Source organism: Pseudomonas sp. LBUM1648, from assembly GCF_059716145.1.
On sequence record NZ_CP166808.1, the window covers coordinates 5,306,376 to 5,321,509 of the forward strand.

Annotated in this window: 12 protein-coding genes; 5 read left to right on the forward strand and 7 right to left on the reverse strand. The window is 58.8% G+C overall.

Going from position 1 to position 15,134, the window contains the following annotated elements; genetic code table 11:
• Positions 1-73 precede the first annotated feature (73 nt).
• A protein-coding gene (locus ACA043_RS23940) for an IS3 family transposase (RefSeq protein WP_497658045.1) occupies positions 74-1,236 on the forward strand; the annotation gives its coding sequence in 2 pieces (ribosomal slippage) (positions 74-329 and positions 329-1,236; 1,164 coding nt in all).
• 32 nt (positions 1,237-1,268) lie between these two features.
• Here the strand turns inward: ACA043_RS23940 and ACA043_RS23945 are convergent.
• From ACA043_RS23945 to ACA043_RS23965, 5 genes are all read right to left on the reverse strand, one after another.
• On the reverse strand, positions 1,269-2,477 hold the full coding sequence (locus ACA043_RS23945; protein WP_497658046.1) for a tyrosine-type recombinase/integrase: 1,209 nt from the start codon (positions 2,475-2,477) through the stop codon (positions 1,269-1,271).
• A gap of 309 nt (positions 2,478-2,786) precedes the next feature.
• Positions 2,787-4,364, reverse strand: a complete 1,578-nt coding sequence (guaA, locus tag ACA043_RS23950) for a glutamine-hydrolyzing GMP synthase (RefSeq protein WP_497658047.1) — start codon at positions 4,362-4,364, stop codon at positions 2,787-2,789.
• Positions 4,365-4,463: 99 nt separating this feature from the next.
• Positions 4,464-5,933, reverse strand: a complete 1,470-nt coding sequence (gene guaB / locus ACA043_RS23955; RefSeq protein ID WP_187680619.1) for an IMP dehydrogenase — start codon at positions 5,931-5,933, stop codon at positions 4,464-4,466.
• Positions 5,934-6,049: 116 nt separating this feature from the next.
• On the reverse strand, positions 6,050-6,598 hold the full coding sequence (locus ACA043_RS23960; protein WP_187680620.1) for a sugar ABC transporter ATPase: 549 nt from the start codon (positions 6,596-6,598) through the stop codon (positions 6,050-6,052).
• 89 nt (positions 6,599-6,687) lie between these two features.
• Positions 6,688-7,455, reverse strand: coding sequence for a sulfite exporter TauE/SafE family protein (locus ACA043_RS23965; protein WP_497658048.1), 768 nt, complete (start codon positions 7,453-7,455; stop codon positions 6,688-6,690).
• 100 nt (positions 7,456-7,555) lie between these two features.
• Between ACA043_RS23965 and ACA043_RS23970 the strand changes: the two genes are divergently transcribed.
• From ACA043_RS23970 to leuA, 4 genes are all read left to right on the forward strand, one after another.
• Entirely contained in the window at positions 7,556-8,446 is an 891-nt protein-coding gene (locus tag ACA043_RS23970) for a LysR family transcriptional regulator (RefSeq protein WP_497658049.1), read from the forward strand.
• Between the two features lie 10 nt (positions 8,447-8,456).
• On the forward strand, positions 8,457-9,836 hold the full coding sequence (gene xseA, locus ACA043_RS23975; RefSeq protein WP_401272023.1) for an exodeoxyribonuclease VII large subunit: 1,380 nt from the start codon (positions 8,457-8,459) through the stop codon (positions 9,834-9,836).
• Positions 9,837-9,839: 3 nt separating this feature from the next.
• Positions 9,840-10,661 carry a peptidoglycan DD-metalloendopeptidase family protein gene (locus ACA043_RS23980; protein WP_497658050.1) on the forward strand — a complete coding sequence of 274 codons (822 nt, stop codon included), beginning with the start codon at positions 9,840-9,842 and terminating at the stop codon, positions 10,659-10,661.
• Positions 10,662-11,104: 443 nt separating this feature from the next.
• Entirely contained in the window at positions 11,105-12,784 is a 1,680-nt protein-coding gene (leuA, locus tag ACA043_RS23985; RefSeq protein ID WP_497658051.1) for a 2-isopropylmalate synthase, read from the forward strand.
• A 178-nt stretch (positions 12,785-12,962) separates the two neighbouring features.
• On the opposite strand, the gene ACA043_RS23990 is transcribed toward leuA, so the two are convergent.
• Together ACA043_RS23990 and ACA043_RS23995 are read right to left on the reverse strand one after the other, a co-directional pair.
• The gene (locus tag ACA043_RS23990; protein ID WP_497658052.1) at positions 12,963-13,754 is read right to left on the reverse strand and encodes an amidohydrolase; all 792 of its coding nucleotides are present in this window, start codon (positions 13,752-13,754) and stop codon (positions 12,963-12,965) included.
• Positions 13,742-14,890 (reverse strand): pyridoxal phosphate-dependent aminotransferase, encoded by a 1,149-nt coding sequence (locus ACA043_RS23995; RefSeq protein WP_497658053.1) that lies wholly within the window; start codon positions 14,888-14,890, stop codon positions 13,742-13,744. The genes ACA043_RS23990 and ACA043_RS23995 overlap by 13 nt, the downstream gene beginning before the upstream one ends.
• Positions 14,891-15,134 lie beyond the last annotated feature (244 nt).

Below are 15,134 nucleotides of genomic sequence, written 5' to 3' on the forward strand. Positions count from 1 at the left end.
CTGTGCGGTTGTAGTGGTCTAATGAAACCGGACACCCATTTAGGCGAGAATGCTCGCCAGATAGAGGTGTCTGATGACCAAACAACGTCGTTCTTTTTCCACTGAATTCAAACGCGAGGCCGCAGGCCTCGTGCTCGATCAAGGCTATAGCCATATCGAAGCCAGCCGCTCGCTTGGTGTGGTTGAGTCCGCGTTGCGCCGCTGGGTTAATCAGCTTCAGCAGGAGCGCACCGGCGTTACTCCGCAGAGTAAAGCGCTGACGCCAGAGCAACAGAAAATCCAGGAATTGGAAGCTCGAATCGCTCGACTTGAGCGGGAGAAATCCATTTTAAAAAAGGCTACCGCGCTCTTGATGTCGGAAGAGCACGAGCGCACGCGCTGATTGATCAACTGAGCCCCCAAGAGCCGGTTGATTGGCTTTGCGCAGTCTTTGATGTCACTCGTTCGTGTTACTACGCCCACCGTCTCAGGCGCCGAACTCCAGACGTTGAGCGGCTTCGGTTGCGCAGCCGGGTTAACGAACTGTTTACGCAAAGTCGAAGCGCCGCCGGTAGCCGCAGCATCGTGTCGATGATGCAGGAAGACGGCGAGCAAATTGGGCGGTTCAAGGTGCGAGGCCTGATGCGGGAACTGGAGTTGGTCAGCAAACAACCTGGATCACATGCCTACAAACAAGCGACGGTTGAGCGGCCTGACATTCCGAACATATTGAATCGAGAGTTTGATGTGCTGGCGCCGAATCAGGTTTGGTGTGGCGACATCACCTACATCTGGGCTCAAGGGAAATGGCATTACCTGGCTGTAGTTATGGATCTTTACGCGCGCCGAGTGGTGGGCTGGGCGCTGTCGAACAAGCCGGATGCGGATCTGGTCATCAAGGCGTTGGACATGGCTTACGAGCAGCGTGGCAAGCCTCAAGGGCTTTTGTTTCACTCGGATCAGGGCTCGCAATATGGCAGTCGCCAGTTTCGCCAACGGCTCTGGCGTTACCGCATGCGCCAAAGCATGAGCCGTCGTGGAAACTGCTGGGATAACGCGCCGATGGAGCGTGTGTTTCGCAGCTTGAAAACTGAATGGATACCGACCGTGGGCTACATGACAGCTCAAGAGGCGCACCGCGACATCAGTCATTACCTGATGCATCGGTACAACTGGATTAGACCGCACCAATTCAATAACGGACTGGCCCCAGCTCAGGCCGAGAAAAAACTTAACGTCGTGTCCGGGATTAGTTGACCACTACACTTGGTACATCGCGAGGTTAAAAATCAGCCACTTGTACGGGATTTTTTGGTCGTCCATTCGTCAATCATGTCAGCCCAATCCTGCAACATTGCAATGCGCTGATCGCGGTATTCAGCCTTGTTGTAGACGGCTCGCACGCCCTTCTGTTCGTGCGCGAGGCATTTCTCGATCCAGTCTGAGTTGTAACCAGCCTCATGCAGCAACGTGCTTGCTGTCCGCCTCAGATCATGCGGCCCGAACTTGCTCAGCGGCTTCCCTTCTTTCTGCGCAAGTCGATAAGTGAGAGTCAGCACTTGGTTGATCGTGGCTGCGCTCATGGGCAAATCTGAGTCGTAGCGTGAAGGCAACACGTAGTCTGATCCACCAGCAAAGGTCTTCAGCGCAATGAAGATATCCAGCACTTGCCTAGACAAGAACACCAAATGGGGATTTCGCCGCTTCATCCGCTCTTTGGGAATGGTCCATAAGGCTTCGCTGAAATTGATCTCACTCCAGGTCGCGTTGGTCAACTCACTTTTCCGCACCAAAGTGAGCAACAACAGCTTCGCCGCAGCTCGCACCGATGATGCAGTTCCTATGCGATCCATGTACTGATACATCAAGGCGATTTCGTCAGGGGTCAAAGCCCGGTCACGTGGCTCGAACCTGGCAATGCTTGCAGGACGCACCAGATCGGCCGGGTTCTCAACCTTCTGGCCACGCTCAATAGCCCAGCGGAAGACCTGCAGCATAATCTCACGGGAGTGCACCGCAGTTGCTGGGGCCCCTCGCTCTACGATTGTTTCGGTAAGCGTACGCAGATCCTCATGGGTGATCTCTATTAGTTTCTGATTGCCGAACTTCGGCTTAAGCTCACGCTCGTAAACCGAGCGGCGCATGTCACGAGTTGAATCGGCCATCTGATACCCGCGTAACCATTTCTCGGCCCACGCATCAAACGTCTCCGCGCCCTTGATACGAGCCTTGTCGCGGGCTTTCTCCTTGGCAGGTGACTTGCCAGCCGAAACCAATTTCTTGGCCTCGCCCAAGCGCTCCCGGGCTTCCGCAAGCGTTATACCACCTACCCCATAGCGACCGAACGTGACGGTCTCCTGTCGGCCGTTGATGGAGTAGTTGTAGCGAAACGAGATTGATCCCGCAGCCGTGACAGCCACATAGAGTCCATCGCGGTCGTTCACTTTGTAGAGTTTTTCTTTCGGTTTGAGATTACGTAGCTTGGTATCGGTCAGCATGGCGTTCGCGGATTCCGTTCAAAAAAATACCATGCTCAGAAATCACCCCAAGATCGCAAGGAAACCCAATGAACCCGGGCAGATGATGATAATTGATACCATGCTGCTCCCTACGGAGACGACATGGTATCGAACACCGAGCATGGCATTGGGCTCAGTCAATGCCCCGTACCATGCAACACAAACACGGTGCTTGGCGATGCAGAGAGCTGCCAGAATTTGCTAGACCCAAAAAGCCGAAAAGCCCGCAGTTACGCGGGCTTCAGGGTATTTCTTGCTAGTTGGTGCCGGTCAGTACCGGACATCCAATCATTCCCACTCAATCGTCGCCGGCGGCTTGCTCGACACGTCGTAAGTGACGCGGGAGATGCCTTCGATTTCATTGATGATGCGGCCGGAAACATTTTCCAACAGTTCGTAAGGCAGGTGAGCCCAACGCGCAGTCATGAAGTCGATGGTTTCCACGGCACGCAGGGCCACAACCCAGGCGTAACGACGGCCATCACCAACCACGCCAACCGATTTCACTGGCTGGAACACCACGAAGGCCTGGCTGACTTTGTGGTACCAGTCGGCTTTACGCAGTTCTTCGATGAAGATGTGGTCGGCGCGACGCAGCAGGTCGGCGTATTCCTTCTTCACTTCACCGAGGATGCGCACGCCCAGGCCCGGACCCGGGAACGGGTGACGGTAGACCATGTCGTACGGCAGGCCCAGTTCCAGACCCAAACGGCGGACTTCGTCCTTGAACAGTTCGCGCAGTGGCTCGACCAGTTTCAGGTTCATCTCTTCCGGCAGGCCGCCCACGTTGTGGTGCGACTTGATCACATGAGCCTTGCCGCTTTTCGCGCCAGCCGACTCGATTACGTCCGGGTAGATGGTGCCCTGAGCGAGGTACTTGATGTTGTCCAGTTTGTTCGACTGGGCATCGAATACGTCGATGAAGGTGCGACCGATGATCTTGCGCTTCTTCTCTGGGTCGGCTTCGCCAGCCAGATTGTTCAGGAACTGCTCTTCGGCGTTGGCGCGGATCACTTTGACGCCCATGTTCTCGGCGAACATGGCCATCACTTGCTCGCCTTCGTGCAGACGCAGCAGACCGTTGTCGACGAAGACGCAGGTCAGCTGATCGCCGATGGCTTTGTGCAGCAGCGCGGCAACCACCGAGGAGTCAACGCCGCCGGACAGACCCAGCAGCACGTTGTCGGTGCCGACTTGTGCGCGGATGTTGGCGATGGCGTCTTCAGCGATCTTCGACGGGGTCCACAGGGCTTCACAGCCACAGATGTCGAGAACGAAGCGCGACAGGATCCGACCGCCCTGCTTGGTGTGGGTCACTTCCGGGTGGAACTGCACGCCGTAGTAAGCGCGATCGTCGTTGAACATGCCGGCGATCGGGCAGCTCGGGGTGCTGGCGAGGATGTGGAAGTCTTGCGGCATCTTGGTGACCTTGTCACCGTGGCTCATCCACACGTCGAGGCCGAACAGGCCGTCGGCGTCGATATGGTCTTCGATGCCGTCGAGCAGACGGCTCTTGCCGACCACGTCAACGCGGGCATAACCGAACTCACGCAGTTCGGAACCTTCAACCTTGCCGCCCAGTTGCTCGGCCATGGTCTGCATGCCGTAGCAGATACCGAAGACCGGCACACCCAGGTCAAACACGGCCTGCGGGCAGCGCGGGCTGTTGGCTTCGTGCACGGACTCGGGGCCGCCGGCGAGGATGACGCCTTTAGGAGCGAATTCGCGGATCGCATCTTCGTCCATGTCGAACGGGTGCAGTTCGCAGTACACACCGATCTCGCGCACGCGGCGGGCGATCAGTTGGGTGTACTGGGAACCGAAGTCGAGGATCAGGATGCGGTGAGCGTGAATATCGAGGGCCATGATTCAGTCTCGTCTAAGTCATTCAGAAACAGTCGTGATTCAGAAACAACTCGGGGCTGAATAAAACAGCCCCGGTTGCTTAGCTTGTTGCTTGAAGGCTCAACCTACGCGGTAGTTTGGCGCTTCTTTGGTGATCTGCACGTCGTGAACGTGGGACTCGGCCATGCCAGCGCCGGTGATCCGCACGAACTCAGGCTTGGTGCGCATTTCTTCGATGTCGGCGCTGCCGGTGTAGCCCATCGAGGAACGCAGGCCGCCCATCAACTGGTGAATGATCGCGCTCAGGGTGCCTTTGTAAGGAACACGGCCTTCGATGCCTTCCGGAACGAGTTTCTCGGCGCCTGCCGAGGAGTCCTGGAAGTAACGGTCGGAAGAGCCTTGAGCCTGGGACATGGCGCCCAGCGAACCCATACCGCGATAAGCCTTGTACGAACGGCCCTGGAACAGTTCGATCTCGCCCGGCGCTTCTTCAGTACCGGCGAACATCGAGCCCATCATGACGCAGGAAGCACCGGCAACGATGGCCTTGGACAGGTCACCGGAGAAACGGATGCCGCCGTCGGCGATCAACGGTACGCCGGTGCCTTCAAGGGCAGCAGCAACGTTGGCGATGGCACTGATTTGCGGGACGCCGACACCGGCGACGATGCGGGTGGTGCAGATCGAGCCAGGGCCGATACCGACCTTGACCGCATCGGCGCCAGCTTCGGCCAGGGCCTTGGCGGCTGCGCCGGTGGCGATGTTGCCGCCGATCACCTGCACTTCAGGGAAATTCTGTTTAACCCAGCGAACGCGGTCGATCACGCCTTTGGAGTGACCGTGAGCGGTGTCGACCACCACCACGTCCACACCGGCATTGACCAGCGCGGCTACGCGGTCACCGGTGTCTTTACCGGTACCAACAGCAGCGCCAACGCGCAGACGACCTTGATCGTCCTTGCTGGCCAGCGGATAGGCTTTGGCTTTTTCGATGTCTTTGACGGTCATCATGCCTTTGAGGGCAAACTTGTCATCGACGATCAGAACTTTTTCCAGACGGTGCTTGTGCAGCAGCTCGCGGACTTCGTTCTTGTCGGCGCCTTCGCGTACGGTGACCAGACGTTCTTTAGGCGTCATCACTTCACGGACGGTGGCATCCAGACGGGTTTCGAAACGCACGTCACGGGAAGTGACGATACCGACCAGGTCGCCATCGTGCAGTACCGGAACGCCGGAAATGTTGTGCATGCGGGTCAATTCGAACAGATCACGAACCGTGGCATCTGCCTCGATGGTAATCGGATCCTTGACGACGCCGGCTTCGAACTTCTTGACCTTGCGAACTTCGGCAGCTTGCTGCTCGATGGTCATGTTCTTGTGGATAATGCCGATGCCACCTTCCTGAGCCATGGCAATTGCCAGACGGGCTTCAGTAACGGTGTCCATTGCAGCAGAAACCAGAGGAATGTTCAGTTCGATGCCACGGGTAAGGCGGGTCTTGAGACTGACTTCGTTAGGAAGCACCTCGGAATAACCGGGCACTAGGAGAATGTCGTCGAATGTCAGAGCTTCTTGGCTGATACGCAGCATCGCGGGGGCTCCCGAGCGGGAAAATGGAAGCGCGCCATTATAGTCAGACACCCCCCGCTGTTCAACGTAAAACTCTGCTTAATATCAATGTTGCTGATGTACGGGAATCGCCGCGTCTACAGCTCCACCTTGACCCAAGAGACAGGTTGATCCAGCCAATCAGCGAATTCGTCGATAAAGCTCTGCTTGAACCCGGCTTCCAGCCAGTTGTTGAAGATGAACCCCAGGTTGGAGAACGCGCATTCCTGCAAATACAGAAAGCCGTTGATGTCGTCTTCATGCCCGCATTCCGGGCAAGTGAAGTTGTCGGTGCGCCCTGGCATCCAGTCTTCCAGGCTTTCGAACAGCGCTTCACCAACTTCGCGGCGGCACTCGGCGCAACCAGCCTCTTCCAGAAATCCCTTGGCCGGGGTGTAGATGCAGCGCTTGGTGACGATCTCCAAGCCATTGATCGGCTCGCCGAACGGCAACGCCTCAGGGTGCAGCACCACGGCGCGAGCGCCGTCAGCAATGGCGTGGGCCATGCGATTGCCGGTGCGGCCGCAGGTGGTCAGTTCTTCCTCGATGATGTTCTTGCGCACCAGCCAGCGCACGATCGCCCGGGCCCGGGGTTCGTGGACCGGCAGGGTGGAGATTTTCGGGACGATGATGCTTTGCGAATTCATGGAAAGTCCTGCGGTATGGCTTCTGACGCCTTCGCGAGCAAATCGAAGAGGCCCTAAAAGCCGGCAGCTTAATCCCTGACGAAATCCGGTCAAGTACTCAAATAGCGCCCGATCAAGGCAATGCCGCTCGCCAGCACCAACCACGTCACCAGTCGCACAAACGCCTCGCGGGACAACCGCATGGTCAAGCGCCGCCCGATCCACAACCCCAGCACCATGGCAGGCAACAGACACAGCGCCAGCATTAACAAAGGTAGTTCGGCATAAACACCGGCGATGGCGAACAGGCTCAAGCGCACCACCGTGCTGCAACTGATCAGCGCACTTTGCGTAGCCCGGGCCGCGTCTTTAGGCAGTCGGCTATTGAGATAGATAGCGTATAGAAAGCCACCACTGCCAAACAACGCTCCGAACAATCCGCCCACCGTCCCCATCGGTACCGCCCAAGCGGCTGCCAGTTGCGCGGGCCGCGCTTTGACCCACAGGCTGTAAATCGCATAAGCGCTGATAAACAGCCCCATCAACAGCAACAACAGATCGGATTTGAGATTGAGCAGAAAAATCACCCCCAACGTGCAACCAACCGCCATGCACGGCAGCAATCGCAGCAATTCGGGTTTCGCCACGTCCCGCCGCGATGGCAGCAGATTGCCAAGCGCCGCGACGAAATCCAGCAGCACCAGCAACGGCACAATCTTCGACAACGGCATGAACAGAATCAGAATCGGCCCCGCCACCAGCGCCGTGCCGAAACCGGCAATGCCAAACACGATATAGGCCAGCGCGATCGCCAATCCGATCACCGCCCAGCCCTCGGCACCCCATGCCCACTCACTCAGCAGCCCCACAACGCTCATCGCTCGACTTCCTTTATAAGCCTTTGATGACTTTAGCCACCGCCGAGGGTTGCGACTAATATCTTCAAAGTCGCCAACCCATCTCGAAAAGGCATGTCTTGTGCTTTCAACCCGTCAACTGCGTTACTTCGTGGAAATCGCCGAATGCGGCAGCTTCAGTGCGGCGGCCGAGCGTTTGTTCATCGCGCAATCGGCACTGAGCCGGCAGATCAAAGACATGGAAACCCGTCTGCAAACCCCGCTGTTCGAGCGCACAGCACGGCAACCCCGACTCACGGCGGCGGGTGAAGCGTTGTTACCGCGAGCGCGCAATCTGCTGATTGAGTTGAACAAGGCCAGCACCATGGCCACCGAAGTCGGCCACGGTCAACTCGGCACATTGCGCTTGAATCACTCAAGTACCGTACCGATCAGCGGGCGATTGCTGCGCGACATCAGCACTTACCTTGATCAGCAGCAAGGCGTGTCGCTGGACATCGGCAAACTGTCGTCGGAAGCGCAACTGGAGGAACTGGCCGAAGGTCGCCTCGATATCGGCCTGCTGCGTCTGCCGGTGTTGCGTCAGCGCGAGGGTATTCAGGTTACGCCCCTGTTTACTGAACGCTTGCTGTTAGCGGTGCCGGCGAGTCATCGATTGGCTGACCTGAGAATTGTCGAACTGGCGCAATTAAAAGACGAGCCGTTCATTTCGATTCCCCATCCGCAGCGCGGTGGCCTGAGCTATTTATGCGCCGACCTGTGCATGCGCCAGGGCTTCTTCCCGAAAGCCGCGAGAGTGATGTCGCGCAAAACCACGCAATTGCAGTTGATTCAGGCGGGGTTCGGCATCGCCCTGCTGCCCGAGTCGATGCAGGACATCGCACCGTCCGGCGTAAGATTTCTACCGCTGGCAGATTCAGATTGCCAAAGCACTGTGGCCCTCGCCTATCGGCAAAATCCGACACCGCTGGTGCAACACTTCCTCCAGACATTCACCGGCGAATGCCTTTAAACTGCGCCCCATGATTAAAGATCCCTTTGCAAGACTTGGCCTGGACCGTGAAGTCCTGACCGTCAGCCAGCTCAACGGCCGCGCGCGGGTGTTGCTCGAAGACGTGTTCAGCAACATCTGGGTCGAAGGCGAAATCTCCAACCTCGCCCGCCCGGCGTCCGGCCACATCTATTTCACGCTCAAGGACAGCGGCGCGCAGGTGCGTTGCGCCTTGTTCCGTCAGAACGCTGCACGCGTGCGCCAGGCGCTGAAAGACGGCTTGGCCGTGAAGGTTCGCGGCAAGGTCTCGCTGTTCGAAGGCCGTGGTGACTATCAACTGATTCTCGACACCGTGGAGCCGGCGGGTGACGGCGCGCTGCGTCTGGCCTTCGATGCGTTGAAGGAAAAGCTCAGCGCCGAAGGCCTGTTCAGCGCCGAACGCAAAGTGCCGCTGCCGGCGCATCCGCAACGCATCGGCATCATCAGTTCGCCGACTGGCGCGGTGATCCGCGACATCATCAGCGTGTTCCGCCGCCGTGCGCCGCAGGTTCAGTTGACGTTGATTCCGACTGCCGTGCAGGGCCGCGAAGCCACTGCGCAGATCGTCCGCGCCTTGAAAATGGCCGATGCCCGCGGATTTGACGCTCTTATCCTCGCCCGTGGCGGCGGCTCGCTGGAAGACCTCTGGTGTTTCAACGAAGAGGCCGTGGCCCGCGCAGTCGATGCTTGTGTGACACCGATTGTCAGCGCCGTCGGCCATGAAACCGATGTGTCGATCAGCGACTTCGTTGCCGACGTCCGCGCACCCACGCCTTCCGCTGCCGCCGAGCTGCTCGCTCCCGATTCCAGCCACCTGATCCGTCAGGTCGAAAGCCTGCATCGCCGTTTGGTCATGCGCATGCGTGACCGTTTGATGCGCGATCGTCTTCGTCTGGAAGGCATGGCCCGGCGCCTGCGCCATCCCGGCGAGCGTCTGCGCCAGCAGGCTCAGCGTCTGGACGACCTCGACATGCGTATGCGCCGGGCCTTCGAGCGTCATCTCAATACTCGACGCGAACGCCTGATTCGCCTGGAAACCCGCCTCGCCGGGCAGCATCCGGGACGGCAACTGGCGATGTTGCGCCAGCGCCTCGACAGCCTCGCCGAACGTTTGCCGCGAGCGATGCGTGAAGGCCTGAAAAACCGTCGTCTGCAACTGCACAGTCAGATGCAGACGCTGCATGTGGTCAGCCCGCTGGCGACCCTTGGCCGTGGTTACAGCATTCTGCTGGATGAGCGCGGCAACGCGATCCGCAACGCCGCGCAGACCCACACCGGCCAGCGCCTGAAAGCCAAACTCGGCGAAGGCGAACTGCAAGTGCGCGTCGAGGACAATCACCTGACGCCCGTCACCCTCTCTTTACTGGACTGATCCATGCCGCGTTTTCTGGCTCCATTGTTTTTACTCTGTCTGACCGTCAACGCCCACGCCGACAGTTACATCACCCGGCTGCTGAACAAACCGGTGCCGGGCGGCGTGGCAGTGGTTGATCTGGGCGCTGCCGCTCAAGCGCCGAAAGCCACCTATCAGGGCAAACCGGTGTTAGTGGTCAAAGAGCAGAACAACTGGCTGGCGATTGTCGGCGTGCCACTGACCGTCAAACCGGGATCGCAGCAAATCAGCAGTGGCGGGCGTAATCTGCCGTTCACGGTCGGCAACAAAAAATATCCGGAACAGCGCATCACCCTGAAGAACACCCAACAGGTCAATCCAAACCCGGCCAACCTCAAGCGCATCGAGGGCGAGTTGGCTGAGCAGATCAAGGCCTACCGCAGCTTCAGCCCGAACACGCCGAGCAACCTGTTGCTGGACAAACCGGTCAACGGGCCACTGTCGAGCAAGTTTGGTGTGCGCCGCTTCTTCAACGGCGAAGAGCGCAATCCGCACGCAGGCCTGGACTTCGCGGTGCCGGCCGGCACGCCGATCAAGACCCCGGCGGCGGGTAAGGTGATTCTGACCGGTAACTACTTCTTCAACGGCAATACGGTGTTTGTCGACCACGGTCAGGGCTTTATCAGCATGTTCTGCCATATGTCGAAGATTGATGTGAAGGTGGGTGATCAAGTGGCGCGGGGTGCAGTGGTGGGCAAGGTCGGCTCGACTGGCCGCGCAACCGGGCCGCATATGCACTGGAATATCAGCCTGAATGATGCGCGGGTGGATCCGGCGATTTTCATTGGGGCGTTCCAGCCCTGATTTATTCAGGGAGGCTTCTGGCCTCATCGCGAGCAGGCTCACTCCTACAGTTGATCGGTAGGAGTGAGCCTTATCGCGATAGCGGCCTATTCCCCACCGCAAATACCGCTGAAACCCACCTCTTTCAATTGCGCCCCCATCAAACCCTGCGCAAAAATCCAGACACTCTCTGGCTTATCACACAATAAAATCGCGCAAACCCTCTCTTTTCGAGTGTTCCTCTCAATTTTTTTCGACTGCTTGCCATCCTCCCCACCCGCGGTTAGGGTTGAAAGCATGAAAACCTCTCACACCCTTATTCAGCTTCGCCAGCACCGCAGCCTGTGCCTCGTCAGCGCACGACTGCCGGGCTGAATCGCTGCGCCTCGTCCCACGCTTTTCCAAGAACATTCGTTCCACCGGCAGGCCGCCTCTTTTCGGCCCAGACAATAAGGAATTTCCCGATGAGCATGCTCAAAGATCCGTCCTCCAAGTACCGCGCGTTCCCTGTCATCAATCTGCCGGATCGCACCTGGCCGTCGAAAACCATCGACGCAGCGCCGATCTGGTGCAGCTCCGACCTGCGTGACGGCAACCAGTCGCTGATCGAACCGATGGACGCGGTGAAAAAGCTGCGCTTCTGGAAAACCCTCGTGCAAGTGGGCGTGAAGGAAATCGAAGCCTCGTTCCCGGCAGCTTCGCAAACCGACTTCGACTTCGTGCGTACCCTGATTGAAGAAGGCCACATCCCGGACGACACCACCATTCAGGTGCTGACCCAGGGCCGTGAAGACCTGATCGAGCGCACCTTCGAATCCCTGCGTGGTGCGAAGAAAGCCATCGTTCACCTGTACAACGCCACCTCGCCTTCTTTCCGTCGCATCGTCTTCAATCAGGACAAGGACGGCATCAAGGCCATCGCGGTCAACGCCGCCAAACTGTTCGTCAAATACGCAGCGATGCAGCCGGACACCGAGTGGACCTTTGAGTACTCGCCGGAAACCTTCAGCGCCACTGAGCTGGAGTTCGCGAAGGAAGTCTGTGACGCGGTGATCGAGGTCTGGAACCCGACGCCTGAGCACAAGATGATCCTCAACCTGCCGGCCACCGTTGAGTGCGCGACCCCGAACATCTACGCCGACCAGATCGAATGGTTCAGCCGCAACATCAACCGTCGTGACAGCGTCATCATCAGCCTGCACACCCACAACGACCGTGGTACCGGCGTGGCTGCCACCGAGCTGGGCCTGATGGCCGGCGCCGACCGTGTCGAAGGCTGCCTGTTCGGCAACGGCGAGCGTACCGGTAACGTCGACCTCGTCACCGTCGCACTGAACATGTACACCCAAGGCCTCGACCCTCAACTGGACTTCTCCGACATCGACGGCGTGCGCAAAGTCGTCGAAGAGTGCAACCAGATCCAGGTTCACCCACGTCACCCGTACGTTGGCGATCTGGTCCATACCGCGTTCTCCGGCTCCCACCAGGACGCGATCCGCAAGGGCTTCTCCCAGCAAAAACCGGACGCTTTGTGGGAAGTGCCGTACTTGCCGATCGACCCGGCCGACATTGGTCGCAGCTACGAGGCGGTGATCCGCGTCAACAGCCAGTCGGGCAAGGGCGGCATCGCTTACTTGCTGGAGCAGGAGTACGGCATCAGCCTGCCGCGTCGCATGCAGATCGAGTTCAGCCAAGTCGTGCAGCGTGAAACCGACCGCCTGGGCCTGGAAATGACCGCCAAGCAGATTCACTCGCTGTTGATCAGTGAATACCTGCAAGCCAACACCCCGTACGCGCTGGTCAGCCATCGCCTGCAGGAAGAAAACGGCAACAGCGCCGTCGAAGTGGAAGTGGCGAGCAAGGGTCAGGGCGAAACCAACCTGCACTGGCGTGGCAAGGGCAACGGTGCGCTGGAAGCATTGGTGGCCGGCCTGCCGATTCCGGTGGAAATCATGGACTACAACGAACACGCGATCGGCGCGGGCACCAACGCCAAAGCAGCGGCCTACATCGAGCTGCGTGTAAATGGTGAACGTGCAGTACACGGCGTGGGCATCGATGAAAACATCACCACCGCCAGCTTCAAGGCGCTGTTCAGTGCACTGAACCGCTCGTTGAGCCAACCGGAAGCGAAAGCGGCTTAATCGACTGCTGAAATGCAAAAGGCCCCGGAGTGAAAGCTCCGAGGCCTTTTTTTGCCTGACATTTTTGTGCAGATTTCAAAGCCCCCTTCGCGAGCAGGCTCGCTCCCACAGGAGGATCGCATTCCAATGTGGGAGCGAGCCTGCTCGCGAAAGGGCCCTCCCCGTCACCGCTTGAATTTCAGGTGAGTTCGAAGGTGTCGGCGTCCAGATTAGCCGGGAATCTTTCGCGGTAAGCCGCCAGTGGTGCCGCTTCCAGCACGGCCTTGAACACCCCATCAGCCTCCCCCGCCGCCAGCAACGTCTCACCCTGGAAATCCAGCACCTGACTGTCTCCCGTGTACGCGAAACCCTTGCCATCGGTACCGACGCGATTGACCGCCGCCACGTAACAGAGGTTTTCGATGGCCCGGGCCGGCAACAGACGATTCCAGTGCAGACGACGCGCGCCGGGCCAGTTGGCGGTGTAGAGCAGCAGATCGGTGTCTTGCGCATCCCGGCTCCACACCGGGAAGCGCAGGTCATAGCAAATCAGCGGCCGAATCCGCCAGCCCTTGAGTTCGAACTGCACCTGGCGCTCGCCGGGGGTGTAATGGTTGTGCTCGCCGGCCATGCGGAACAGATGGCGCTTGTCGTAATGCAGCACTTCACCGTCGGGCCGCGCCCACAACAGGCGATTGCGATGGCTACCGTCGGCGGCCTGAATAATGACACTGCCGGTGATCACCGCGTTGAGCTTCGCCGACTGAACCCGCAGCCATTTGCTGGTCGGGCCGTTCTCGGCTTCGGCGAGGGTTTCTGATTCCATGGAAAAACCGGTGGTGAACATCTCCGGCAGGATAATCAGATCCGCCCCCCGCGCCTGCTCCAGCAACACATCGAAATGCTCGAGATTGGCCTGACGATCATGCCAGGCCAGGCTGGTCTGGATCAGCGCCAGATTGAGATCGGGCAACATACTCAGATCACGCATAGTTTTGCCGCCGCTTCGCGCAGCGTCTCCTCGCGTTTGGCAAAGCACAGACGCACCAGGCGCTGGCCTTCGGGTGGGCTCTGATAGAACACCGACACCGGAATGCTCGCCACGCCGTGTTCGCGGGTCATCCACATGGCCATCTCGACATCGTTCAGGTCGGGACGAATCTGCGAGTAATCGACCAGTTGGAAATAAGTACCGGTGACCCGGGTAAAGCTGAATCGCGACGGTGCCAGCAGATCGCAGAACAGATCGCGTTTGGCCTGATAGAAGCCCGGCAACTCTTCGACGTGCTCCGGGTGCTCGGCCATGTAATCAGCCAAGGCATATTGCAGCGGCGTGACGCCGCAGAAACTCACGTACTGATGCACTTTGCGCAATTCGGCAGTCAGCGCTGGCGGCGCGACAACATAACCGGTTTTCCAGCCAGTGACGTGATAAGTCTTGCCGAACGAGCTGACCACGAAGGCGCGTTGATACAGCTCTTCGTGAGCGAGCACGCTGACATGCGGCACGCCGTCGAATACCAGATGTTCATAGACCTCATCGCTTATCAGATAGATGTCGCGATCGCGGATCAATGCGGCCAGTTGATCCAGCTCGGCACGGCTGATCAGGGCACCGCTCGGGTTGTGCGGGGTGTTGAGGACGATCATTCGCGTGCGCGGCGTGATGGCAGCGCTGAGTTGCTCGAAATCGATGGAAAAGTCGTCGCTTGCCAACTGCACATGCACGCAGCGACCGCCGGCCAGCTCCGTTGCAGGTACATAACTGTCGTAACACGGGTCGAAGACGATGACTTCGTCGCCGCTGTGGATAACTGCCTGAATCGCACAGAAGATCGCCTGGGTCGCTCCCGGGGTCACCGTCAGTTCGCTGTCAGCATCCACGCTCACGCCATAGCTGCGGACGATTTTTGCCGCGATCTGCTCACGCAGCGCCGGCAGACCGGTCATCGGCGAATACTGGTTGTGGCCACTGGCAATATGCCGACCGACCGCATCGAGCAGGGACTGCGGGCCGTCGAAATCAGGAAAACCCTGGGACAGGTTGATGGCACCGGTCTGCGCCGCGAGCTGAGACATCTGCGTGAAAATAGTGATGCCGACATTCGGCAGCTTACTGGTGATCATCGGGGGTTCCCTGCTCAACACCCGGCTCTGACGACGGCGCGGGAGAGCCCGAGAATAGCCCATCCGGCGCCCATAAAAAAAGGGCGCCAACCGGCGCCCTTCTTCTTTGTAAAACACCGCGATACCTGTGGCGAGGGGATTTATCCCCGATCGGCTGCGAAGCAGTCGCAAATCCGTTGAATGCGGTTTGACTGATACACCGCGGGCACAGGTTTTGAGGCTGCTGCGCAGCCCATCGGGGATA

Bases quoted from the DNA above. Each gene is read 5' to 3' on its own strand.
- ACA043_RS23945 (WP_497658046.1), bottom strand. From the start codon at position 2,477: ATGCTGACCGATACCAAGCTACGTAATCTCAAACCGAAAGAAAAACTC.
- leuA (WP_497658051.1), top strand. From the start codon at position 11,105: ATGAGCATGCTCAAAGATCCGTCCTCCAAGTACCGCGCGTTCCCTGTC.
- ACA043_RS23990 (WP_497658052.1), bottom strand. From the start codon at position 13,754: ATGCGTGATCTGAGTATGTTGCCCGATCTCAATCTGGCGCTGATCCAG.
- guaB (WP_187680619.1), bottom strand. From the start codon at position 5,933: ATGCTGCGTATCAGCCAAGAAGCTCTGACATTCGACGACATTCTCCTA.
- ACA043_RS23960 (WP_187680620.1), bottom strand. From the start codon at position 6,598: ATGAATTCGCAAAGCATCATCGTCCCGAAAATCTCCACCCTGCCGGTC.
- ACA043_RS23995 (WP_497658053.1), bottom strand. From the start codon at position 14,890: ATGATCACCAGTAAGCTGCCGAATGTCGGCATCACTATTTTCACGCAG.
- guaA (WP_497658047.1), bottom strand. From the start codon at position 4,364: ATGGCCCTCGATATTCACGCTCACCGCATCCTGATCCTCGACTTCGGT.
- xseA (WP_401272023.1), top strand. From the start codon at position 8,457: ATGATTAAAGATCCCTTTGCAAGACTTGGCCTGGACCGTGAAGTCCTG.
- ACA043_RS23980 (WP_497658050.1), top strand. From the start codon at position 9,840: ATGCCGCGTTTTCTGGCTCCATTGTTTTTACTCTGTCTGACCGTCAAC.
- ACA043_RS23965 (WP_497658048.1), bottom strand. From the start codon at position 7,455: ATGAGCGTTGTGGGGCTGCTGAGTGAGTGGGCATGGGGTGCCGAGGGC.